Source organism: Erythrobacter sp. LQ02-29, from assembly GCF_022576075.2.
Classification (GTDB): Bacteria; Pseudomonadota; Alphaproteobacteria; order Sphingomonadales; family Sphingomonadaceae; genus Alteriqipengyuania.
On record NZ_JANCNT010000001.1, the window covers coordinates 2026271 to 2047802 of the forward strand.

The following is a 21532-nucleotide window of genomic DNA, read 5'->3' on the forward strand; positions in this document are numbered from 1 at the left end:
AGGGCCGCGCGCGCATCATGTCTGACGGTACCGTTCCTTTCCATTATCGCATCCGCCGAGAGGCGTCGGGGGCGTTTTCCCAGCTCACCGAGGGCTGGCATGCCCTCGTCGATGGCTTTCGCGGATGGTGGAATACCAGCGGGCTGTTCCGCTGGCTGTTCTCCCTCGGCGCGATCGGGCTGGCCCTGCTGTTGGCGCTCTACGTCTATCTCGTCTGGAGCCTCCCCGACGCGGAATCGCTGACCGATTACGAGACCCCGCTGCCGACGGTGGTGCGCGGGATCGATGGCGAGATCGTCCATTCCTATGCCCGCGAGCGGCGGGTGCAGCTGCAATATGCCGATTTCCCGAGGCCGCTGATCAACGCGTTCCTTTCGGCGGAGGACAAAACCTTCTTCACTCACGGCGGGGTGGACCTGTCGGGCACGCTCAACGCGGTGGTCGACTACGCGCGCAAATATGGGTCGGACGAGCGCGCGGTCGGCGGCTCCACCATCACCCAGCAGGTGGCGAAGAACCTGCTGTTGGGCGACGAATACTCGGTCACGCGCAAGCTGAAGGAAATGGTGCTCGCGCGCCGGATCGAAAGCGTAATGAGCAAGCCGCAGATCCTGACGCTCTATCTCAACGAGATTCCGCTGGGTCGGCGCAGCTTCGGCGTGCAGGCGGCATCGCGTGCCTATTTCGACAAGGACGTCGCCGATCTCGACCTGCACGAGGCGGCGTTCCTGGCCATCCTGCCCAAGGCACCGGAGCAATACGGCCGCGCGAAATATCACGACAAGGCGGTGGCACGGCGCAATTTCGTGCTCGACCAGATGGCGAAGAACGACTTCATTACGCCGGCCGAGGCGCGCGCCGCGGAGGCGCAGCCGCTCGGCCTCGTGACTCAGCGCACTACGCGTTCCGCCGATGCGGGCTATTTTCTGGAAGAGGTCCGGCGCGAGCTGATCGACCGCTTCGGTGAAACCGCCGAGGATGGGCGCAACAGCGTCTATGCCGGGGGGCTGTGGGTCCGTACCTCGCTGGATACGCAGTTGCAGGACGCGGCCCGCGACGCGCTGCGCTACGGCCTGTTGCGCTATCACGGCAGCCGCGGCTGGAGCGGGCCGATCGCGACGATCGATTTCGACGACGGCGATTGGCAGAGCCAGCTCGCTAGCTCCAACCTGGGCGTGAACTACAAGGACTGGCGCGTCGGCGTGATCACCGAACGCAACGGTTCGCGCGCGACGATCGGCTTCTCGGACGGCAAGACCGCGCCGCTGATCGGCCTGCCGTCGAAGCTGAAGGCGGGCGACGTGATCGCGGCCGCGCCATCCGGCTCCAACTACGCGGTTCGCACGATACCCGAGGTGTCGGGCGGCATGGTTGTGGAGGATCCGCAGACCGGCCGCGTCACCGCGATGCAGGGCGGGTTCGACTTCCGCCTCGGCAGTTTCAACCGCGCGACGCAGGCGATGCGGCAGCCGGGCTCCACCATCAAGCCGTTCGTCTATGCCACCGGGCTCGATCACGGGATGACCCCGTCGACGCAGATCGCGAACACGTCCTACTGCTTCTACCAGGGCGCGAACCTGGGCGAGAAATGCTTCAGCAATTCGGGCGGCGGCGCGGGCGGCACGCATACCCTGCGCTGGGGGCTGGAGCAGAGCCAGAACCTGATGACGGTCCGCATCGCGATGGATGCGGGGATGAAAAACGTCGTCGACACCTTCAAGCGAATGAATATCGGCGATTACAAACCGTATCCCGCCTTCGCTCTGGGAGCGGGTGAGACCACCGTGCTGCGCATGGTGAACGCCTATGCGGCGCTGGCCGATCGCGGTCGGCTGCATAATCCGACGCTGATCGATTACGTTCAGGACCGCCGGGGCAAGGTGATCTGGCGCGCCGACGACCGCCCGTGCGAAGGCTGCAACATGGCCGAATGGGACGGCAAGCCGATGCCGCGCCTCGGCCCGACGGGCAAGCAGGTGCTCGACCCGCGCACCGCGTATCAGGTCACGCATATGCTGGAAGGCGTCGTGATCCGGGGCACGGGCCGCCGCCTTTCCGGCATGGGCCTGCCGCTGTTCGGCAAGACCGGCACCACGACGGGTCCGAAGGACACGTGGTTCATGGGCGGCACGCAGCAGCGCATCGCTGGCGTCTTCATCGGGTTCGACAATCCGCGCAACATGGGCGGCTATGCCCAGGGCGCGACGGTCGCCGCGCCGGTGCTGAAGAAGTTCATCGAGGATACGCGCAAGCGGTGGGACGATTCCCCCGCGGTCGCACCGCCGGGCGTGCGGATGGTTCAGATCGACCGGGTCAGCGGCAAACGCGTGTTCGGCCAGACGGCCAGCGATGCGGTGAAGGCACCGGTGATATGGGAGGCTTTCAAGCCCGATACCGAACCGCCCCGGACCACCCGCCGCGAGCAACTGGCGGCGGAACGGCGGCGCATCCTGGCCCTTATCCGCGAGGCGGAGCGGCCCGTAACGGAACGCCGCAGCACCCAAGGCGAAGAGCGCCGGAACGACTTCGTGGAGCAGCAGGGCGGGATTTACTAGCCGCCAGATTGCGCTTGGCGGCGGCGCGTCGGAGGTTCATGATGCCCGCATGACCCGCTATGCACCCTTCGCCGCCATGGCGCTTGCCGCCGCGACCCTTGTCGCGTCGCCCACCATGGCCGAAATCCCGGTCGGCAAAGCCGCGCCAGCCTTCACCGCACGCGGGGCGATGGCGGGCAAGCCGGTGACCGTCGATTTGAAAGCCGCGTTGAGGAACGGGCCGGTGGTGCTCTATTTCTTTCCCGCTGCCTTCACCCCCGGCTGCAATGTCGAGGCGCATACCTTCGCGCAGAATATCGCCAAGTTCAAAGCCGCGGGCGCGACCGTGATCGGCATGACCGCAGGCAATACCGACCAGCTGGCCAAGTTCTCGTCTGAAAAATGCGCCGGCAAGTTCACCGTCGCCGCGGCCAGCCCGGCCTTGCTGAACAAGTACGATGTGTCGCTGAAGGGCAAGGACGGGGCGACGACCGGCTATTCCAGCCGCACGACCTATGTCATCGGACAGGACGGTAAGGTCGCCAGCGTCTATTCCGACATGAATCCGGCCGAGCATGTGAAGAACAGCCTCGCCGCCGTACACAGGCTCACCGGACGGTAGCGATTGCCTCGACCGGGGGCGGCGGCCTTTCCCCCGCGCGCGTGCTGCGCTAGGCGCGCTTTCCAGACGAATTCAGGAGTTTCCGCATATGCGTGCCGAAGGGCAGGCCCATATCGACCGTATCGACGCCGCGCTCGCGCTGGTGCGCCAGTCGCTGGACTGGGAGCGCGCGCTGCGCCGCCTCGACGAGCTCAACGCCCGCGTGCAGGACCCCACGCTGTGGGACGATCCCAAGCAGGCGCAGGCGATCACGCAGGAGCAGAAGCGGCTCGAAAACGCGGTCAACACCGTGCGCGAGATCGACTCCGAAAAGAACGACGCGATCGAATTCGTCGAGATGGGCGATGCCGAGGGCGACGACGACATCGCGAACGAAGGTCTCGCGAGCCTGGCAAAGCTCGCCGACCGGGCCGATGCCGACAAGGTGCAGGCGCTGCTGTCGGGCGAGGCGGACGCCAACGACACCTATATCGAAATCCATGCGGGCGCGGGCGGCACCGAGAGCCAGGACTGGGCCGAGATGCTGCTGCGCATGTACGCGCGCTGGGCCGAACGGCGCGGCTTCAAGGTGGAGACGGTCGAATATCAGGCGGGCGAGGCCGCGGGCATCAAGTCCGCCACGCTGCTGGTGAAGGGCGAGAACGCCTATGGCTATGCCAAGACCGAGAGCGGCGTGCATCGGCTCGTGCGGATCAGCCCCTATGACAGCTCGGCCCGGCGCCACACCTCGTTTTCCAGCGTGTGGGTCTATCCGGTGATCGACGACGATATCGAGATCGAGATCAACGAAAGCGACCTCAAGATCGATACCTACCGCGCCAGCGGCGCGGGCGGGCAGCACGTCAACACGACCGATTCCGCGGTCCGCATCACCCACCAGCCGACCGGCATCGTAGTCGCGAGCCAGAACGACCGCAGCCAGCACAAGAACCGCGCGACCGCGATGAACATGCTGAAAGCGCGCCTTTTCGAACGCGAGATGGCCGAACGCGAGGCGGCGGCCGGCAGCGAATATGCCGAGAAGACTGAGATCGGCTGGGGCCACCAGATCCGCAGCTATGTCCTCCAGCCCTACCAACAGGTGAAGGACCTGCGCACCGGCGAAATCTCAACCAGCCCCGACGACGTCCTCGACGGGGCGATCGACCCCTTCATCAGCGCCGCACTGGCCCAGCGCGTGACCGGCGAAACGGTCGATGTGGAGGACGCCGAGTAGGGATGAGGTAAGAGAGCACCTGCTCACCTCACCCATAGACTATCTCCGCTTTACAGCCGATGGGGTCGTCGGGCGAAGTCGCCCGGCCCGAGTTTCACCGTTGTAAGGCGTGGGTGAATTGCCCCTCTACGTTTGCCGATCGGGCTCTCGACAACACAGTTTCGCCCGTGCGCATGCTACGCAGCTCATCCGCCGGGATCGATCGGGTCCATCGCATGCGCCGTGCTCGCTAATTGCTCATGCCCCGAACGCGCCGTCTATGGTGTGCATGGCGCCGGTAACGAAACTCGCTTCCGGTCCGGCCAGCCACGCCGCCATGCCAGCAACCTCTTCGGGCCGGCCGTGGCGCTTGATAGCCATGAAGCTGTGCATCAGATCGTTCATCGGCCCGTCGGCGGGGTTGGCATCCGTATCGATCGGTCCGGGTTGCACGATATTGATCGTGATGCCGCGCGGCCCGAAATCGCGCGCCAGCCCGCGTGCCATTCCCTGCAGAGCGGATTTGCTCAGCGCGTAGGACGCCATGCCGGGAAGCGGCATCCGGTCGCCGTTTACCGAACCGATGACGACAATCCGGCCACCCTCGGGCATGGTTCGCGCCGCTTCCACCGATGCGTGATAGGGCGCGTGCACATTGACGCGGAACAGCCGGTCTATTTCATCGGGATCCTGTTCCAGCGCGTCGCCAAAGATCGCGAAGCCCGAGTTCACGATCAATATGTCGAGGGGGCCACTGTCGCGCACTCGCGCAATCACCGCGTCGCGATCCGCGCTGTCGGTGCGAACTGCAGTGCTCCCGGTTTCATCCGCCAGCGCTTCGGCTGCCTCCTGCGAACCGAAATAAGTGAACGTGACCTTGGTGCCGTCGTCGGCGAAACGCCTGACGATCGCGGCCCCGATGCCGCGACTGCCGCCCAGAACTAATACGGATTTGCCTTCGAATACCGCCACGACGTTCTCCTTGAGATATAACGTAAGGCGCACTACATAAATGCTCGAATGCCGCCGTCAAGGAGTTGTGTAGGAGTGGCTACAAAAATATCACGGCCGCGAGGGCGTCCACGCCGCTTCGACCTCGACGAGGCGGTCGCGACCGCGCAGGGCCTGTTCCATGCCAAGGGCTTCGACTCGGTAAGCATCGCCGACATTACAGCCGCGCTCGGCATCAATCCGCCCAGCTTCTACGCCGCCTTCGGCAGCAAGGCGGCGCTCTACGACTTGGTGCTGAAGCGCTATAACGATGCGGATGCGATCCCTCTCGATTGCTTGCTGCGGTCCGATCGACCGGTGGCGGAGTGCCTCGCGGCGGCCCTCGAGGAGGCTGCGCGCTTCTATACCGCCAACCCCAATACTGCCGGGTGCCTTGTCGTAGAAGGAACCCGCTGCACCGATCGCGATGCACGGGAAGGGGCGCTCGCATATAATCGGGCGGCTGAAGACATGATCCGCAAATATATCGCGCAGCGCCATCCCGGCCAGGCGGATAGACTGACAGATTTCACCGCCACAACGATGTTCGGTCTGTCTGCAAGAGCGCGCAATGGACACGGCCGGGACGAACTGCTTGCCAGCGCGAGAATTGCCGGCTCGGCGATAGAACGGATGCTCGCAAGCGACGGCCGATAGAGGTTGCGCCGTCCGGGCAGCGGAAGGGCGGGGTGGAGGGTTGACCCTCCAGGCCCGCAAGCCTCCAGCGAGCCCGGCAGAACGAGCCGGCCGTCCAATACCTTTTCGATTGCTAAGCGGATTCCGGAATATCCGATCCTTCAGCGTGGCAGTCTTCCGAACGCTCCAACTGGTAGTGGCAGTCGCAGCAACGGGATGCCTCTACACCCCTGCTTTCCTACTCGGACGCAGCTCGATACCAGCTGTGGGTCTTTCTCATTGTCGGCCCCCTTCGGAAGCGCGTTTCGCCTGCCGCCCACTGTCCGTCCGCTTTTCGGAGTGGTCGGTTTCTTCAAATTTAACAGGGATTTGCTTGCCGAGACCGAAAGTGACGCCCTGTAACCTTTGTCACCCCCCCTCTTGGCTCCTCATCCCGCCAGCAAACGCTCCCGCGCTTCGGCGTGCTGCGCCTCCAGGCGGTCGACGAAATCGGCGACGCTTTCGACTGCCTTGACCGCGCCGATGCCTTGGCCGGAGCCCCAGATGTCCTTCCACGCCTTGCTTTTGGAGCTGCCGCCGCTGCCGAAATTCATCTTGCTCGGGTCGCTTTCGGGCAGGTTGTCGGGGTCCATGCCCGCCGCCTCGATGCTGGAGCGCAGATAGTTGCCGTGCACGCCGGTGAAGAGATTGGAATAGACGATCCCCTCCGCGCTGCCGTCGACGATGCCCTGCTTGTAGCCGTCGACCGCGTTCGCTTCCTTCGTCGCGATGAAGGCGCTGCCGATATAGGCAAAGTCGGCGGCGAGCGCCTGCGCGGCCAGGATCGAGCGGCCATGCGCGATCGAGCCCGACAGCGCGACCAGCCCGTCGAACCATTCGCGGATTTCCTGCATCAGCGCGAAGGGCGACTGGGTGCCCGCATGCCCCCCGGCACCGGCGGCAACGGGAATGAGCCCGGTGGCGCCCTTGTCGATCGCCTTGTGCGCGAAGCGGTTGTTGATGACGTCGTGCAGGGTGATGCCGCCCCAGCTTTTTACCGCGGCGAACACCTCTTCACGCGCGCCGAGCGAGGTGATGACCAGCGGCACCTTGTACTTCTCGCACACGCCCATGTCCTCTTCGAGCCGGGCGTTGGACTTGTGGACGATCTGGTTGACGGCGAAGGGCGCGGATGGGCGATCCGGATTGGCCCGGTCGTGCGCGGCCAACTCCTCGGTAATCCGGGCCAGCCATTCGTCGAGCACGCCGCTGGGGCGCGCGTTCAGCGCCGGGAAGCTGCCGACGATGCCCGCCTTGCACTGCGCGATGACCAGTTCGGGGCCGGAAACGATGAACATCGGCGAGGCGATGACGGGTAGGCGTAGCCGGTCGAACGGGGCGGGAAGGGGCATGGGCACTGTCTCCGGACAAAGTGTTTTTGCCCGAGTATGGCGCACCGGCGCGGTTGTCGAGAGCGGGTGCGGCGGCGCCTGCTGGCCGTAGCGTCAGGCCGGGCGACGAAAGCTGCGTGCTATCCGAAGAACGCTTCGATCGCGATGCACGATGCTATCCCGACGACGATGTTCATGGGGAGCCCGATCTTCACGAAGTCCATGAAACGGTAATTCGCCGCGCCATAGACCAGCGTGTTGGTCTGATAGCCGATCGGGGTCGCGAAACTGGCGCTGGCCCCGAACATGACCGCCACGATCATCGCGCGCGGATCGACCCCCAGTGCATTGCCGAGGGTGATGACGATCGGGGTGAGAATGACCGCCACCGCGTTGTTCGTCACCGTTTCGGTCAGGAAGCTGGCGAGCGCATAGGCGGCGATCAGCAGGACGAGGGGGGAGGCGGTTCGCAGGAACGGCTCCAGCCAACCCACCACCAGCTCCACCGTGCCGCAGTTCTGCAAGCCTTCGCCGAAGGCTAGCATGCCGAAGATCAGCACGAGCGTGTTGCCGTCGATCGCGCTCCATGCCTCTTCCGGCTCGATGCAATGGGTGACCAGCACCACCGCGACACCGACCAGCGCCAGCGCGGCGATCGAGTAATCGAACACCGCGGCACCCACCACGATGGCGATCAGGGTCAGGATCGCGATCGGAGCCTTGGCCCGTTTGAAGCTGCGGGCCGGGGCCTGCGAGACCTGCGCCAGGTCGACATTGCTCTGCAGCTCCGCCGCGGAATCGGGCAGGGCGGCGATCAGCAGGCGGTCTCCGGCGCGCACCCGGACCTCGGTCAGGTCCGGACCGGCGAGATGGCGAGGCCGGGAAAGTCCCAGCACGCGGATCTTCAGACGGGAGAGAAGCGGGATCTCTGCCAGTCGACGGCCGATGACGGGATGGGTGTGGGACACCACGGCCTCTATCAGGCGCGCGTCCGCGTCGCGATCGGGGCCGGCCATGGTGATGCCGCCACCGACCCCGGTCAGCCCGACGCGGAAATCGCGCGCTTCGGCCAGCGAGGCGAGCTCCTCCGGCGAAGTGGATATCACCAGCCGGTCGCCTGCCTGCAATACGATCTGGGTCAGATCCCGGCGCCAGGTCGTGACGCCGCGTTGCACCGCGATGATGCGCACCCCTGGCCGCCGCGTAAGGGCGGTATCGCCGACCGGCCGACCGACATAATCGCTCTCGGGCACCAGCACGAGTTGCGAGAGATAGGTGGTTCGTTCGCTATCTTCCGCCAGCACGCGATCCTTGCGGTCGGGCAGCAGGGCAGGGCCGGCGAGCGCAAGGAAGGCAAAGCCCGTGATCGCGGCGCAGAGGCCGACCCCCGTGATTTCGAATATCCCGAACGCGGCCTGTCCCTGCTCACGCGCGACCCCGTCGACCAGAATGTTGGTCGATGTTCCGATCAGCGTCAGAGTGCCGCCAAGAATCGTGAGATAGGACAGGGGAATAAGGAGGCGAGTTGAATTGATGCCCAATACGCGGGCGAGCCGCTTGACGATGGGAATCATCACGATCACCACCGGCGTATTGTTCATAAATGCGGATGCGGCGAGCGTACCCGCGCCGATCTCCGCCACGGCCAGGCGCGGCCGGCGCAATGTGCGGCGGATGACCCAGCCCGACACCTCCTCCAGCGCGCCGGTGCGCAGCAGCGCGCCGCTGATGACGAACATCGCGCCGATCGTGACCGGTGCGGAATTGCCGAAAACTGCCAGCAATTCGTCCGGCTTGAGATAGCCCAGGACCAGCATGGCCATCCCGCCGACAACCGCGATGACCACCGGGGGGTAACGTTCGACCGCGAAACCGAGAAACAGCGCTATGAGAAGCGCCAGGCCGATCCAGTCACTGTGAGGGGCCAGCAACTGGCCGAAAGAAAGAAGCGCCAAGAACGGGTTCCATCCATCGAAGAGAACCCCGCCATACTGCCGCCCGGACCCCCGGTAAATTGCAAATTACGCGGTCGTCTGCACAGCTTCCGCCGTATTTACCGCGCTAAGCACCGCCCGAACGCTGGCGGTCGCCACGTCCTCGTCTATGCCGCACCCCCATACCGTGCGCCCGTCGGCGTCCCGGCATTCCAGATACGCGGCGGCGCGTGCCTCGCGTCCGGTGGAAAGCGCGTGTTCGGTGTAGTCGCACACTTCCAAGAATACGCCGAACGCGTCCTCGATCGTGCTGAGGACGGAAGAGATGAGGCCGTTGCCACGCCCGCTGACACGCTGTTCGCGCCCCTCGACAGAAATCGCGCCCGCGAAGATGCGCGTGCCGTCCGGCGCGCGCGTCTCCTCGTAATCGACCAGTTCGAACCGATTTTCACCCAATTCGAGATGATAGGCCTTGCGGAAGGCTTCCCAGATATCGGGCGCGGCGAGTTCACGGCCGAGTTCATCCGCAAGGTGCTGCACGTCGCGGCTGAAATCGGCCTGCATCTTCTTGGGCAGCTTCAGGCCGCGATCCTGCTCCAGCACCCACGCGAATCCGCCCTTGCCGGACTGCGAGTTGACCCGGATCACCGCTTCGTAATCGCGGCCGAGATCGGCAGGGTCGATCGGAAGATACGGCACGCGCCACTGTTCGTCGTTCTGAGCGGCGTGCGCTTCGAACCCCTTCTTGATTGCGTCTTGGTGGCTGCCGGAAAAAGCGGTGTAGACCAGCTCTCCGCCATAGGGATGGCGCTGGTGGACGGGCAGTTGGTTGCAGTATTCGACCGTTTCGATCACGCGGTCGATGTCGGAAAAGTCGAGGCCCGGATCGACCCCTTGCGTGTACATGTTGAGCGCCATGGTCACGAGGCAGCAATTGCCCGTGCGCTCGCCGTTTCCGAACAGGCATCCTTCGACCCGGTCCGCCCCTGCCATCAAGCCCAGTTCCGCCGCCGCGACGCCGGTGCCGCGATCGTTATGCGTATGCAGGCTGACGATCGCGCTCTCGCGATTAGGCAGGTTGCGGCAGAAATACTCGATCTGATCGGCGTAGATATTGGGTGTCGCCGCTTCCACCGTGGCGGGCAGGTTGAGAATAATCGGATGCTCCGGCGTCGGGGCCAGCACCTGCATGACCGCCTCGCAGACCTCGATGCTGAAATCGAGTTCGGCGGTCGAGAATGTCTCGGGCGAATACTCGAAATGCCAGTCGGTGTCGGGGCGCTTCGCCGCCTCGTCGCGCAGGACCTTGGCACCGGCGATCGCGATCTCGCGCACTTCGTCGCGGGTCATACGGAAGACGATGTCGCGCCAGGCGGGGCTGACGGCATTGTAGAGGTGCACGATGGCGGAGCGCGCGCCTGCCAGGCTGTCGAAGCTGGTGCGGATCAGGTCCTCGCGCGCCTGGGTCAGCACCTGCACGGTCACGTCATCGGGAACCCGTCCGGACCGCACGAGACCGCTGATGAAGTCGAACTCGGTCGCACCCGCGCTGGGGAACCCGACCTCGATCTCCTTCATCCCCACTTCCACCAGCAGGTCGAAGAACCGGTTCTTCTTCACCGCGTCCATCGGGTCGACGATCGCCTGGTTGCCGTCGCGAAGGTCAGTGCTGAGCCAGCGCGGGGGCCGCGTTATCGTCTGGCCCGGCCATGTGCGGTCGGGCAGGGGGACCTGCGGAAATGGCGCGTATTTGGCGGACGGGTCGCGAAGCATGGGCATGACATTGGCTCTGTAACGGAAGTGGGCTGGACGAGAGGCAGTTCCCTTGGGCGCTCCCGCGCGCCCTGCGGGCACGCGTCAGATCACGCCCAAGGGCGTGTAAGTCGTAGCAGCGATAGCGTTCCGTTGCGCTTCATGCGCACTTGCATTGCCGAATCCTGCCGCGATGGCAACCCGCAATGTTCGGTTGTTGCTTTGCGCTTATTGCTTTTCGAACGCTGCCGTGATGTCCAGTTCGACCGCATCGCTCACCAGCGGAATGCCGTACTCGATGCCCCAGCGCGACCGTTCGATGGTGGTGGTCGCTTCGAAACCGATCGTTTCCGTTCCGCCCATGGGGCTGGCTCCTACGCCAGTAAAATGCGTGTCCAGCACGACGGGATGCTTCTGTCCATTCATCTCCAGCGTGCCGGAAATGAGTGCCCGGGTGGAGCCGAAGCGCGTGACCTTGTCCGATACGAAATGGGCCATGCCCGGCTCGGGGCCGAAGAAGTCGGTCTTCGCCCCGTCCTTGCCCGCTCGCAACAGGTGGTCCTTCAGACCTTCGCTTGCCACGGTAACCTTCGCGATCGGGACTCGGATATCGACAGATGTCGCGTCCATGTTCGCCGGATCGAGCGTCAGCGTGCCTTGCGCATCTCCGAACAGGCCGAAATAATCGTTGAACCCGAGGTGATTGACGCGCCACCCGACTAGGGTGTGACCCGGGTCGGCATCATAGGTGCCTTTCGACACCTTGCTCACGTCCATGGTGCCACGCGCCGGCATGTCCTGCGCGACAGCCACCATGGCAACGGATGTGCCAGTGACGGCCAGAGCCGCGAGTGTCACGCCCAGTACGACGGTTCTTTTCATCGTGCTTCTCCTGATGGCTTCCTGGGAATTTCCGGGCGAAGCTAGATCGGAAACCTATCCGCACGCAACCGAGACTATCTTGCCGTCTTCCCCGAGCTCGACATTCAGCCGCTGGGGAACGGTTTCCGGTTCGGGTGTGGGATCGCCGGGCGACATCCACCGGACATTGGTGATGGGGGCGATATCGGTCAGCAGACGGCCGCGTGTCTCCGCGTCGGCTTCCCGCCCGACATAGGCAGAGGCGACCTGAGCATGGCAATCGTCGGATTCGACGGCTTCGGGCGAAGTCCCCGGATCGGGAATATCGCGATCGTAATCCGCAACCGGCGCCTTCTCGACCAGAGGTTCGCTATCCGCCTGGTTGACGGGAACGGCCTGACCGCACGCGGCGAGCAGCAGCAGAGGAAGACCGGCGGCAAGTGACGAGGGAATACGCATGGCTCACCAACCGGGGCACCGCGCGGAGGTTCCGTGCGACCGGCGTGAGCGCGCATCACCCACAGCGCAGATCGCGGATAACGCCTGTATAGTCGATCATCACATTCAGGCGATCGGTCTGGTCCTCGACCCGATCCGATGTGCCGGCAGGCAGGAACCGCAGGGTAGCGCCAGATCCGACGGCCTCGGCGATCTTGGCGCGCGTAGCGGGGGAGTCTGGTTGATTGAGAAAGGGCTTCGCAAAGGGCGCATTGCACCGTTCGGCACCTGCCGCCAGCGCCGACCCGCGCGATCCGTCGGGCATCACTTGCGGGGGTGGGGCCGCTTGCGGATCGGCCCCAGTTTGCGCGCCCTGGTGAACATTGGCTGCCGGTGTCTGGCCTCCCGCGACACGCGCGGCGTAGTCGTCTGCCGTCTCGCCCTGCTGCGAGGATTGGCCGCAGGACGCGAGAAGACAGGCGCTAGCCGCCAGGAAAGCGAAGTCGGTACGCACTCGGATCATCGGTAGACCTCCATTGATCCGCCCGCTTTGCCCGCTCAACGCGACAATCGTGTGACCGTCAGTTTCTGTCCTTGTCGACCAGCCGGTTGGCGGTGATCCACGGCATCATCGCACGCAGGCGAGCGCCGGTTTCTTCGATCGGATGCGCCTCGGCCGCCTTGCGCGCGGCCTTCAGCTCGGGCTGGCCCGCTCGGTTGTCGAGCACGAAGTTTTTCACGAACCGTCCCGACTGGATGTCGGCGAGCACGCGTTTCATCTCGGCCTTGGTCTCGTCGGTGATGATCCGCGGGCCGGTGGTGATATCGCCATATTCGGCGGTGTTGCTGATCGAATAGCGCATGTTTGCGATGCCGCCTTCGTACAGCAGATCCACGATCAGCTTGGTTTCGTGCAGGCATTCGAAATAGGCCATCTCCGGCGCATAGCCTGCCTCGACCAGCGTTTCGAACCCGGCCTGAATCAGATGCGTGATGCCACCGCACAGCACCGCCTGCTCGCCGAAGAGGTCGGTCTCACATTCTTCCTTGAAATTGGTCTCAATGATACCGCTGCGTCCGCCGCCGACGCCGCTGGCATAGGCGAGGGCGACGTCATGCGCGTTGCCGCTGGCGTCCTGGTGGATCGCGATCAGGCAGGGAACGCCGCCGCCGCGCTGATACTCGCTGCGCACGGTGTGGCCGGGGCCCTTGGGCGCGATCATGATGACGTCGATATCTTCCGGTGCCTCAATCAGACCGAAATGGACGTTGAGCCCGTGGGCGAAGGCGATCGCACTGCCGGAGCGCATGCGGCCCTTGAGATCGTCGTTCCAGATCGCCGCCTGATGCTCGTCCGGCGCGAGGATCATCAGCACGTCGGCCCATTCCGCCGCGTCGCCGTTCTCCATGACGGTGAACCCTGCGTCCTCGGCCTTCTTGGCGCTGGAGGAGCCCTTGCGCAGCGCAATGCGGACGTCCTTCACCCCGCTGTCGCGAAGGTTCTGTGCATGGGCATGACCCTGGCTGCCATAGCCGAGAACGGCGACCTTCCTGTCGGTGATAAGGTTCAGGTCGGCATCGGCGTCGTAATAGACTTTCACTCTGATATCCCCATTTCCGTCGTCATCCCCGCGAAGGCGGGGATTCAGTGTGCTCCGTCGTTAGCTGGATTCCCGCCTTTGCGGGAATGACGATATTGTTGATTGTAGTGCAGCTTATCTAAGCCCTCGCGGCCCCGCGCATCATTCCGACGACGCCGGTGCGCCCCACTTCGACCAATCCCAGCTCTCGCATCAGGGCGATGAAGCTGTCGACCTTTTCCGGTGAGCCGGTGATCTCGAAGATGAAGCTCTCGGTCGTGGTATCGACCGGGCGCGCGCGGAAGATGTCGGCGAGGCGCAGCGCTTCGACCCGCTTCTCGCCCGTGCCCGTGACCTTCACGAGTGCGAGCTCGCGTTCGACATGCGGGCCTTCCTCGGTCAGGTCGGTGACGCGGTGGACCGGTATCAGCCGCTCGAGCTGCGCCTGGATCTGGTCGATCACCTCGGGCGGTCCGCGGGTGACGATGGTAATGCGACTGATCGCGTGATCTTCCGTAATGTCGGCCACGGTCAGGCTGTCGATGTTGTAGCCCCGTGCGGTGAACAGTCCGGTGATCTTGGCGAGGATGCCCGGTTCGTTGTCGACCTGCACCGCGAGCACATGCCGCTCGCCCGCTTGTTCGGTGATCTTCATCTCACACCAGCGCCTTCGCTTCGTCGTCCATCGTACCGGCGACGGTATCGCCGTAGAGCAGCATCTCGGTATGGGCGGCGCCACTCGGGATCATGGGGAAGCAGTTCGCATCCTTGGACACTTGGCAGTCGACGATGACCGGCCCGTCGTGGGCGAGCATTGCCTCGATCCCCGCGTCCAGGCCGGCCTCATCCTCGATGCGGATGCCCTTCCACCCGTAGGCCTCGGCCAGCTTCACGAAGTCGGGCAGGCTGTCGGAATAGCTGTTGGAATAGCGGCTTTCATAGGTCAGTTCCTGCCACTGGCGGACCATCCCCATATATTCGTTGTTGAGGATGAATATCTTGACCGGCAGGCGATACTGGCTGGCGGTGCCGAGTTCCTGGATGTTCATCTGGATGCTCGCCTCGCCGGCAATGTCGATCACCAAGCTCTCCGGATTGCCCAGCTGCGCACCGATCGCGGCGGGCAAGCCGTAGCCCATCGTGCCCAGGCCGCCGCTGGTGAGCCATTTGTTCGGCCCCATGAAGCCGAAATACTGTGCCGCCCACATCTGGTGCTGACCGACCTCGGTGGTGATGATCGGGTCGCGATCGCGGGTGAGCGCGAACAGCCGCTCGACTGCGAGCTGCGGCATGATTTCGTCTTTTCGCGGAGGGTAGGCCAGGCTTTCGCGCGCTCGCCAGCCGGTGATCCGCGCCTTCCACTCGCCGCGGTCGCGCGGCTTTCGGCTGCCCCATGCCTCCACCAGCTGGCCGAGCACGGTGGCGCAGTCGCCGACGATACCGAGTTCCACCGCCACGATCTTGTTGATGCTCGCGCGGTCGATATCGATGTGAATCTTCTTCGCCTGCGGCGCGAAGGCGTCGAGCCGTCCGGTCACCCGATCATCGAACCGTGCGCCGATCGCCACGATCAGGTCGGCTCGGTTCATCGCCATGTTTGCTTCGAACGTGCCGTGCATGCCCAGCATACCCAGCCAGTCGGGATGGTCGGCAGGAAAAGCGCCGAGGCCCATCAGCGTGGAGGTGACGGGCGTATCGGTCAGCTTCTGGAGCTGGCGCAGCGCGGCGCTGGCATCCGGCCCGGCGTTGATGACGCCGCCACCGGTGTAGAACACGGGACGTTCCGCCGCGGCGAGCATGTCGACCGCTTCGGCGATCTCGTCCGCGGCAGCGACGGTGCGCGGCTGGTAGCGATGCGAGGCGAGGGCGCGCGACGGTGCCTGCGCGTCCCAGGGCGCGGTGGCGATCTGCACATCCTTTGGAATATCGACCAGCACCGGCCCCGGACGCCCGCTGGTGGCGATGCGGAACGCTTCGGAGATCGTGGCGGCCAGGTCCTCGGGATCCTTCACCAGATAGTTATGCTTGGTACAGTGGCGCGTGATGCCGACCGTGTCCGCTTCCTGGAATGCGTCGGTTCCGATCAGGCCGGTCGCGACCTGGCCCGTGATCACGACCAAGGGGATCGAGTCCATGAACGCGTCGGCGATGCCGGTAACAGCATTGGTCGCGCCGGGGCCGCTGGTGACGAGGACCACGCCGGGCCTGCCGGTAGAGCGCGCATAGCCTTCCGCCGCATGCGCAGCGCCAGCCTCGTGCCGGACGAGGATATGGCGGATGTGGTCATCGCCGAACAGCTCGTCGTAGATCGGCAGCACGGCCCCGCCGGGATAGCCGAACACGAACTCGACCTTCTCGCGCTTCAGGCATTCGAGCAGGATCGCAGCGCCGCTGCGTTCGGTCTGGCTCCTCTCGGTCATCGCATCATCTCCCGCGGTAAAAAACGGCCCGGCGCATCGCTGTGCCGGGCCCATCGGTAATGGGCGAGTGGCAGCTATAAAATATCCTGTCAAGGGCTATATAAGACATAAAGTTGCGCAAAGCTCGTTCAGGGCAGCCGAAGAAGTCTCCGTGCGCATCCAATCTTGCGGAGGCTGGCGGCGAAACCAGGTATATTGTCGTTTCGCGTAATTGCGGGTCGCTTGCTGACCGTGCTTGATCGCTTCCTCTCGCGGCCAGTCACCGCGCAGCCAACCGGCGATTTCGGGTACGCCGATCGCTCGCATGACCGGCAGGTCAGGGTCGAGCTTGCGCGCGAGCAAAGCCTCGACCTCCGCGATCGCCCCACTGGCGATCATGCGTTCAAAACGGGTGTCGCAGCGCGTGTAGAGCCATTCCCGCTCTGGAAGCAGCACCGCAGGCAGCAGCGACACCGCATCGCCGATGCCGCCTTCCTTGCGCGACTGCCAGTGCGACAGCGGGCGACCCGTGCTCCGCACAACTTCCAGCGCGCGGGCGATCCGCTGGCTGTCATTGCGAGAAAGCGCGGCATGACGCTCCGGATCGGCGTCAGCGAGTGCGGCGTAAGCTTCCTCTACCGGAAGGGCGCGGACATCGTCCCGAATGTCCGGATCGATCTCCGGGATCGGCGCGATCCCTTCCAGCAGGGTCTTGAAGTAGAGCCCTGTACCTCCAACCAGGATAGGCAGCGTGTCGTCGGCATGCGCCGCCGCGATCTCGCGCTTCGCCGCAATGGCCCAATCCGCCGCTGAGCACGCCTGCGCGCCGTCCCACGTGCCGAACAGCCGATGTTCGATCCCGCGCATCTCCGCTTCGGTCGGGCGGGCGCTCAGCACCCTCAGGTCGGCATAGACCTGCGCGCTGTCGGCGTTGATCACCACCGCCCGGCCACCCGCCGCCTGCCAGCGCAGCGCCAGTTCGACAGCGCAATCGCTCTTGCCGCTGGCGGTAGGCCCTGCGATGAGCGCCACCCGTGGCTTGCTACCGGGCTTGCCACCAACGTCCATCGGAGATCGCACCATGCTCATCGCCCGCCTGATAGCAGACCCTGCCGATCTCGAAACAAGGCTCGACGTGGCGAGCCAGGAGCTAGAGCGGCGGGGCATGCCGATCGCTGCTGCGGCCATGCTCGATTTCTGCGGCGACGTGCTCCAGATCAGCCTGCCGGAAGGCGACGCGGGCGTGCTCCGCGAAGTCTTCGACACGCATTTCGGCCCGACCGATGGCTTGATCGCGCAGGACACGATCGCGGTGCCGCACCTTTTCGTCTCCGACATGGATTCGACCATGATCGGGCAGGAATGCATCGACGAGCTGGCCGACTATGCCGGGCTGAAGGACCAGATAGCGGGGATTACCGAGCGCGCCATGCAGGGCGAGCTCGATTTCGAGGCGGCGCTGCGCGAGCGGGTCGGGCTGCTAGCCGGGCTAGATGAAACCGCGATCGAACGCTGCCTCGCGGAGCGGATCGAACCGAGCACTGGCGCGGCGACACTGGTCGCGACTCTGAAATCGAAAGGATGCCATACCGTCCTGGTGACCGGCGGCTTCCACCATTTCGCCGACCCGGTGGCCGAACGCATCGGGTTCGAACGCGTGGTCGGCAATCGCTTGGCGGTCGGTGAGGGCGCGTTGACGGGCGAACTCGCGGCAGCGGTGGTCGACAGCGAAACGAAGCTGGACACGCTGAGGGCGGAAGCCGAGCGGCTGGGGCAGGACGCGATCACCATGGCGGCCGGGGACGGGGCGAATGACATCCCGATGATCGACGCTGCCGATTACGGCTTCGCCTATCGCGCCAAGCCGAAAGCACGCACGGCCGCCAATGGCTGGATCGATCGCGGCGACCTGACCGCGATCCTGAAGCTGCTCGCCATTCCCGAGAGCGAGTGGGTTCGCGCATAGCCTGTGCGGAGGCGAGCGTACGCGGCGGACGACGACAGGCAACTGGCAACCGCCGCCCGATAGCTATCAGGCGGCGTTGACCCCAGTGCGCTAATTGCCCTTGCCGAAACCCTTGGTGTCACCCGCGGTCGCGCCGCCGATATGCTGTTCGGGCGCGGGGGCGGATTGCAGCTGAATGTAGTTCTGCAGCCCCATCTTCTCGATCATCTCCTGCTGCGTTTCGAGGTGATCGACGTGATCCTCCTCGTCGCGCAGGATTTCCTTCAGCAGATCGCGGCTGACATAATCGCGCACGCTCTCGCAATGTTCGATCGCATCGCGCAGCAGCGGGATGGCCTCTTCCTCCAGTTCGAGATCGGCCTGGATGACCTCCTCGACCGTTTCGCCGACCCGGACATTACCCAGGCGCTGGAAATTCGGGTGCCCATCGAGCAGCAGGATGCGCGCGGTCAGATGGTCGGCATGGACCATCTCCTCGATCGATTCCTTGCGCTCGTACTGGGCCAGCCACGTCATGCCCCAGTGATCGAGCATGCGGAAATGCAGCCAGTACTGATTGGTCGCAGTCAGTTCGTTGGTGAGAGCCTGATTGAGATATTGGATTACTTTCGCATCGCCCTTCATGGCCTATCTCCTTGTGTTGGGGAGGGCCTAGGCGACCCGTTGCCGGTTTGGCCAGTGAAAGCGACTCGCAGTTTTCAGCCGCGATTCCGCATGATTTTCAGGCAGCCTGCGTGTCGCAGGGAAGCATCGCGGCGCGTTCTTCCTCCACCAGTTCCTCGGCGTGATCTTCGCAATTGAAGCACTGGAACTGGCAGCCGAGCGAGCGGTAGGCCGTCTCGGCATCGGGGCAACCCCGGCGGGCGGCGGCGCGAATGTCCCTCTCCCGGAGGACGTTGCAACTGCATACGATCATGCCGCCGAGTTTATGGTAATGCGAATGGATTGCAACAGGAAATTTGCGATCCGTTCGCAAAAGCGGGCTCAGCCGCCCATCCAGTTCCGGAAGAACCTCTCATTGGCTTCGCGCAGATCGGTCAGCGACACGCCGACTACGCTATCCCCGCCGACCGTGCCGATGCGACGGATACCGATCAGTTCGCCGTCCTCGTCCTCCGGCCCCTCGGCGATGATTTTCGCGAAACCTTCGAGATCGCTCGCGGTGACGACATAGCGCGCCTGGTCCTCGCCGAACCACCATTGCGCGGGCGTATAAGCGTCGTCGCCCCCCACTTCGGCACCGACATTTCCGGCCAGCGCCATCTCGGCCAGTGCGACCGCGAGGCCGCCGTCCGACAGGTCGTGGACCGCGTTGACCAGTCCGCGCTCGATCAGGCTGCGCACGATCCGTCCCGCGCCGCGCTCCGCTTCGAGGTCGGTCGGGGGCGTGCGGCCTTCGTCGCGGCCTTTGACCACGTCGAGCCAGAGCGACTTGCCCAGATGCGAGCGGGTCGGGTCGGGCCGGGCCCAGAAATCGGGCGCGATCAGATAGATAGCGTCGCCTTCGTTCTTGAACCCCATGGTCATCATGCGATCGTAATCGTCGATGAGGCCGACGCCGCCGATGGCGGGGGTGGGCAGGATCGCGCTCCCGCCGCCCGTCGCCTTGCTCTCGTTATAGAGCGACACGTTGCCGCTCACGATCGGGAAATCGAGCGCGCGGCACGCATCGCCCATGCCTTCCAGCGCGTGGACGAACTGGCTCATGATCTCTGGACGCTGTGGATTCGCGAAGTTGAGGCAATTGGTCACCGCGAGGGGGCGCGCCCCGACTGCGCAGAGGTTGCGATAGGCTTCCCCGATCGCCTGCTTGCCGCCTTCGTACGGGTCGGCATGGACGTAGCGCGGGGTGCAATCCGTTGTAATAGCGAGCGCTTTTTTCGTCCCGTGGACCCGCACCACGCCCGCATCGCCGCCGGTCTGCAGCGTATCGGCACCGACCTGGCTATCATATTGCTCCGCGATCCAGCGCCGAGAAGCCAGCGCCGGGCTCGCCATCAAGTTCAACAAATCGGCCCCGATGTCCGAACTTTCGGGCACCATGTCCAACGGTTTCACCTGCGCCCAGGCCTTGTAGTCCTCCTGAGAGAGATAAGGCCGGTCATATTCCGGTGCATCCGCCGCGAGCGGGCCGAGCGGGATGTCGCACACCACGTCGCCATCGAATTCCAGCACCATGTGCTGCGTATCGGTCACCTCGCCAATCACCGCGAAGTCGAGCTCCCATTTGCGGAAGATCGCTGCGGCCATTTCCTCCTTGCCGGGCTTCAGCACCATGAGCATCCGCTCCTGGCTTTCGCTCAGCATCATCTCGTAGGGCGTCATCCCTTCCTCGCGGCAGGGCACGGCGTTCATGTCGAGGCGGATGCCCGCCTTGCCGTTGGTCGCCATTTCGACGCTGGAGGAGGTCAGGCCCGCCGCGCCCATGTCCTGGATCGCGACGATGGCGTCAGTCGCCATCAGTTCGAGGCAGGCCTCGATCAGCAGTTTCTCGGTAAAGGGGTCGCCGACCTGCACGGTGGGGCGCTTCGCCTCGGCATCTTCGCCGAAATCCGCGCTGGCCATGGTCGCGCCGTGGATGCCGTCGCGCCCGGTCTTGGAGCCGACATAGACGATCGGATTGCCCACGCCCGTCGCCGCCGAGTAGAAGATGCGGTCTGCATCGGCGACGCCGACGGTCATCGCGTTGACCAGGATATTGCCGTCATAGGCCGGGTGGAAGTTCGTCTCGCCCGCCACCGTCGGTACGCCGACGCAATTGCCATAGCCGCCGATGCCCGCGACCACGCCCTGCACCAGATGCTTCATCTTCGGATGGTCGGGCCGTCCGAAGCGCAGCGCGTTGGCATTGGCCACCGGGCGCGCACCCATGGTGAAGACGTCGCGCAGGATGCCCCCGACGCCCGTCGCCGCGCCCTGATAGGGTTCGATGTAGCTGGGGTGATTGTGGCTCTCCATCTTGAAGATCGCGGCCTGCCCGTCCCCGATATCGATCACCCCCGCGTTCTCGCCGGGGCCGCAGATCACCCACGGCGCCTCGGTCGGTAACTTCTTCAGGTGCAGGCGGCTCGACTTGTAGCTGCAATGCTCCGACCACATGACCGAGAAGATGCCGAGCTCGACCAGGTTCGGCTCGCGGCCCAGGGCATGAAGGACGCGGTCGTATTCCTCGGTGCTGAGGCCGTGCTGCTCGACGATTTCGGGGGTGATTTCGTTCATGGCCGCGCCTTAGCGGCGGCGGGGGCGATATTCCAG

General features: G+C 64.6%; 19 protein-coding genes. 5 read left to right on the forward strand and 14 right to left on the reverse strand.

Annotation, left to right across the window (positions count from 1 at the left end; translation table 11 throughout):
* Positions 1-17 precede the first annotated feature (17 nt).
* From MKP08_RS10010 to prfB, 3 genes are all read left to right on the forward strand, one after another.
* Positions 18-2555 (forward strand): penicillin-binding protein 1A, encoded by a 2538-nt coding sequence (locus MKP08_RS10010; protein WP_241553696.1) that lies wholly within the window; start codon positions 18-20, stop codon positions 2553-2555.
* Between the two features lie 49 nt (positions 2556-2604).
* A complete protein-coding gene (locus tag MKP08_RS10015; RefSeq protein WP_241553697.1) occupies positions 2605-3156 on the forward strand; it encodes a peroxiredoxin in 552 nt (183 codons plus the stop codon).
* Between the two features lie 88 nt (positions 3157-3244).
* Positions 3245-4372 (forward strand): peptide chain release factor 2, encoded by a 1128-nt coding sequence (gene prfB / locus MKP08_RS10020; protein WP_241553698.1) that lies wholly within the window; start codon positions 3245-3247, stop codon positions 4370-4372.
* Positions 4373-4609: 237 nt separating this feature from the next.
* Here the strand turns inward: prfB and bdcA are convergent, their stop codons facing one another.
* Positions 4610-5323, reverse strand: a complete 714-nt coding sequence (bdcA, locus tag MKP08_RS10025; RefSeq protein WP_241553699.1) for an SDR family oxidoreductase — start codon at positions 5321-5323, stop codon at positions 4610-4612.
* 75 nt (positions 5324-5398) lie between these two features.
* On the opposite strand from bdcA, the gene MKP08_RS10030 reads away from it, so the two are divergent.
* Positions 5399-5998 (forward strand): TetR/AcrR family transcriptional regulator, encoded by a 600-nt coding sequence (locus MKP08_RS10030; RefSeq protein ID WP_241553700.1) that lies wholly within the window; start codon positions 5399-5401, stop codon positions 5996-5998.
* A 407-nt stretch (positions 5999-6405) separates the two neighbouring features.
* On the opposite strand, the gene MKP08_RS10035 is transcribed toward MKP08_RS10030, so the two are convergent.
* The 10 genes from MKP08_RS10035 to miaA form a co-directional block, all read right to left on the reverse strand.
* Positions 6406-7368 carry a nitronate monooxygenase family protein gene (locus MKP08_RS10035; protein ID WP_241553701.1) on the reverse strand — a complete coding sequence of 321 codons (963 nt, stop codon included), beginning with the start codon at positions 7366-7368 and terminating at the stop codon, positions 6406-6408.
* Positions 7369-7487: 119 nt separating this feature from the next.
* Positions 7488-9302, reverse strand: coding sequence for an SLC13 family permease (locus MKP08_RS10040; protein WP_241553702.1), 1815 nt, complete (start codon positions 9300-9302; stop codon positions 7488-7490).
* 66 nt (positions 9303-9368) lie between these two features.
* Entirely contained in the window at positions 9369-11060 is a 1692-nt protein-coding gene (gene leuA, locus MKP08_RS10045; protein ID WP_241553703.1) for a 2-isopropylmalate synthase, read from the reverse strand.
* Between the two features lie 201 nt (positions 11061-11261).
* Complete coding sequence (locus tag MKP08_RS10050; protein ID WP_241553704.1) at positions 11262-11915, reverse strand: YceI family protein; 654 nt, start codon at positions 11913-11915, stop codon at positions 11262-11264.
* A gap of 54 nt (positions 11916-11969) precedes the next feature.
* On the reverse strand, positions 11970-12353 hold the full coding sequence (locus tag MKP08_RS10055; protein ID WP_215228308.1) for an I78 family peptidase inhibitor: 384 nt from the start codon (positions 12351-12353) through the stop codon (positions 11970-11972).
* A 55-nt stretch (positions 12354-12408) separates the two neighbouring features.
* A complete protein-coding gene (locus MKP08_RS10060) occupies positions 12409-12855 on the reverse strand; it encodes a hypothetical protein (protein WP_241553705.1) in 447 nt (148 codons plus the stop codon).
* A gap of 58 nt (positions 12856-12913) precedes the next feature.
* Entirely contained in the window at positions 12914-13933 is a 1020-nt protein-coding gene (gene ilvC / locus MKP08_RS10065; protein WP_241553706.1) for a ketol-acid reductoisomerase, read from the reverse strand.
* Between the two features lie 118 nt (positions 13934-14051).
* Positions 14052-14567, reverse strand: a complete 516-nt coding sequence (gene ilvN / locus MKP08_RS10070) for an acetolactate synthase small subunit (RefSeq protein WP_241553707.1) — start codon at positions 14565-14567, stop codon at positions 14052-14054.
* A 1-nt stretch (position 14568) separates the two neighbouring features.
* On the reverse strand, positions 14569-16332 hold the full coding sequence (gene ilvB, locus MKP08_RS10075; protein ID WP_241553708.1) for a biosynthetic-type acetolactate synthase large subunit: 1764 nt from the start codon (positions 16330-16332) through the stop codon (positions 14569-14571).
* Between the two features lie 96 nt (positions 16333-16428).
* A complete protein-coding gene (gene miaA / locus MKP08_RS10080; RefSeq protein WP_241553709.1) occupies positions 16429-17400 on the reverse strand; it encodes a tRNA (adenosine(37)-N6)-dimethylallyltransferase MiaA in 972 nt (323 codons plus the stop codon).
* On the opposite strand from miaA, the gene serB reads away from it, so the two are divergent.
* Positions 17393-18277 (forward strand): phosphoserine phosphatase SerB, encoded by an 885-nt coding sequence (gene serB, locus MKP08_RS10085; protein ID WP_241553710.1) that lies wholly within the window; start codon positions 17393-17395, stop codon positions 18275-18277. The genes miaA and serB overlap by 8 nt on opposite strands.
* Positions 18278-18367: 90 nt before the next feature.
* On the opposite strand, the gene bfr is transcribed toward serB, so the two are convergent.
* The 3 genes from bfr to purL all read right to left on the reverse strand — a co-directional run bounded on the left by bfr (position 18368) and on the right by purL (position 21496).
* Positions 18368-18901: a bacterioferritin gene (gene bfr, locus MKP08_RS10090; RefSeq protein ID WP_241553711.1), complete on the reverse strand. Its 534-nt coding sequence runs from the start codon at positions 18899-18901 to the stop codon at positions 18368-18370.
* 97 nt (positions 18902-18998) lie between these two features.
* Positions 18999-19193: a bacterioferritin-associated ferredoxin gene (locus tag MKP08_RS10095; protein WP_215228301.1), complete on the reverse strand. Its 195-nt coding sequence runs from the start codon at positions 19191-19193 to the stop codon at positions 18999-19001.
* 68 nt (positions 19194-19261) lie between these two features.
* Positions 19262-21496 (reverse strand): phosphoribosylformylglycinamidine synthase subunit PurL, encoded by a 2235-nt coding sequence (gene purL, locus MKP08_RS10100; protein ID WP_241553712.1) that lies wholly within the window; start codon positions 21494-21496, stop codon positions 19262-19264.
* Positions 21497-21532 lie beyond the last annotated feature (36 nt).

Excerpts from the sequence above, each read along its gene's own strand:
- MKP08_RS10035 (WP_241553701.1), bottom strand. The coding sequence starts at position 7,368 with ATGCCCCTTCCCGCCCCGTTCGACCGGCTACGCCTACCCGTCATCGCC.
- purL (WP_241553712.1), bottom strand. The coding sequence starts at position 21,496 with ATGAACGAAATCACCCCCGAAATCGTCGAGCAGCACGGCCTCAGCACC.
- MKP08_RS10050 (WP_241553704.1), bottom strand. The coding sequence starts at position 11,915 with ATGAAAAGAACCGTCGTACTGGGCGTGACACTCGCGGCTCTGGCCGTC.
- MKP08_RS10060 (WP_241553705.1), bottom strand. The coding sequence starts at position 12,855 with ATGATCCGAGTGCGTACCGACTTCGCTTTCCTGGCGGCTAGCGCCTGT.
- MKP08_RS10010 (WP_241553696.1), top strand. The coding sequence starts at position 18 with ATGTCTGACGGTACCGTTCCTTTCCATTATCGCATCCGCCGAGAGGCG.
- MKP08_RS10095 (WP_215228301.1), bottom strand. The coding sequence starts at position 19,193 with ATGATCGTATGCAGTTGCAACGTCCTCCGGGAGAGGGACATTCGCGCC.
- leuA (WP_241553703.1), bottom strand. The coding sequence starts at position 11,060 with ATGCCCATGCTTCGCGACCCGTCCGCCAAATACGCGCCATTTCCGCAG.
- bfr (WP_241553711.1), bottom strand. The coding sequence starts at position 18,901 with ATGAAGGGCGATGCGAAAGTAATCCAATATCTCAATCAGGCTCTCACC.
- prfB (WP_241553698.1), top strand. The coding sequence starts at position 3,245 with ATGCGTGCCGAAGGGCAGGCCCATATCGACCGTATCGACGCCGCGCTC.
- miaA (WP_241553709.1), bottom strand. The coding sequence starts at position 17,400 with ATGAGCATGGTGCGATCTCCGATGGACGTTGGTGGCAAGCCCGGTAGC.
- MKP08_RS10055 (WP_215228308.1), bottom strand. The coding sequence starts at position 12,353 with ATGCGTATTCCCTCGTCACTTGCCGCCGGTCTTCCTCTGCTGCTGCTC.
- MKP08_RS10015 (WP_241553697.1), top strand. The coding sequence starts at position 2,605 with ATGACCCGCTATGCACCCTTCGCCGCCATGGCGCTTGCCGCCGCGACC.
- ilvB (WP_241553708.1), bottom strand. The coding sequence starts at position 16,332 with ATGACCGAGAGGAGCCAGACCGAACGCAGCGGCGCTGCGATCCTGCTC.
- serB (WP_241553710.1), top strand. The coding sequence starts at position 17,393 with ATGCTCATCGCCCGCCTGATAGCAGACCCTGCCGATCTCGAAACAAGG.
- ilvN (WP_241553707.1), bottom strand. The coding sequence starts at position 14,567 with ATGAAGATCACCGAACAAGCGGGCGAGCGGCATGTGCTCGCGGTGCAG.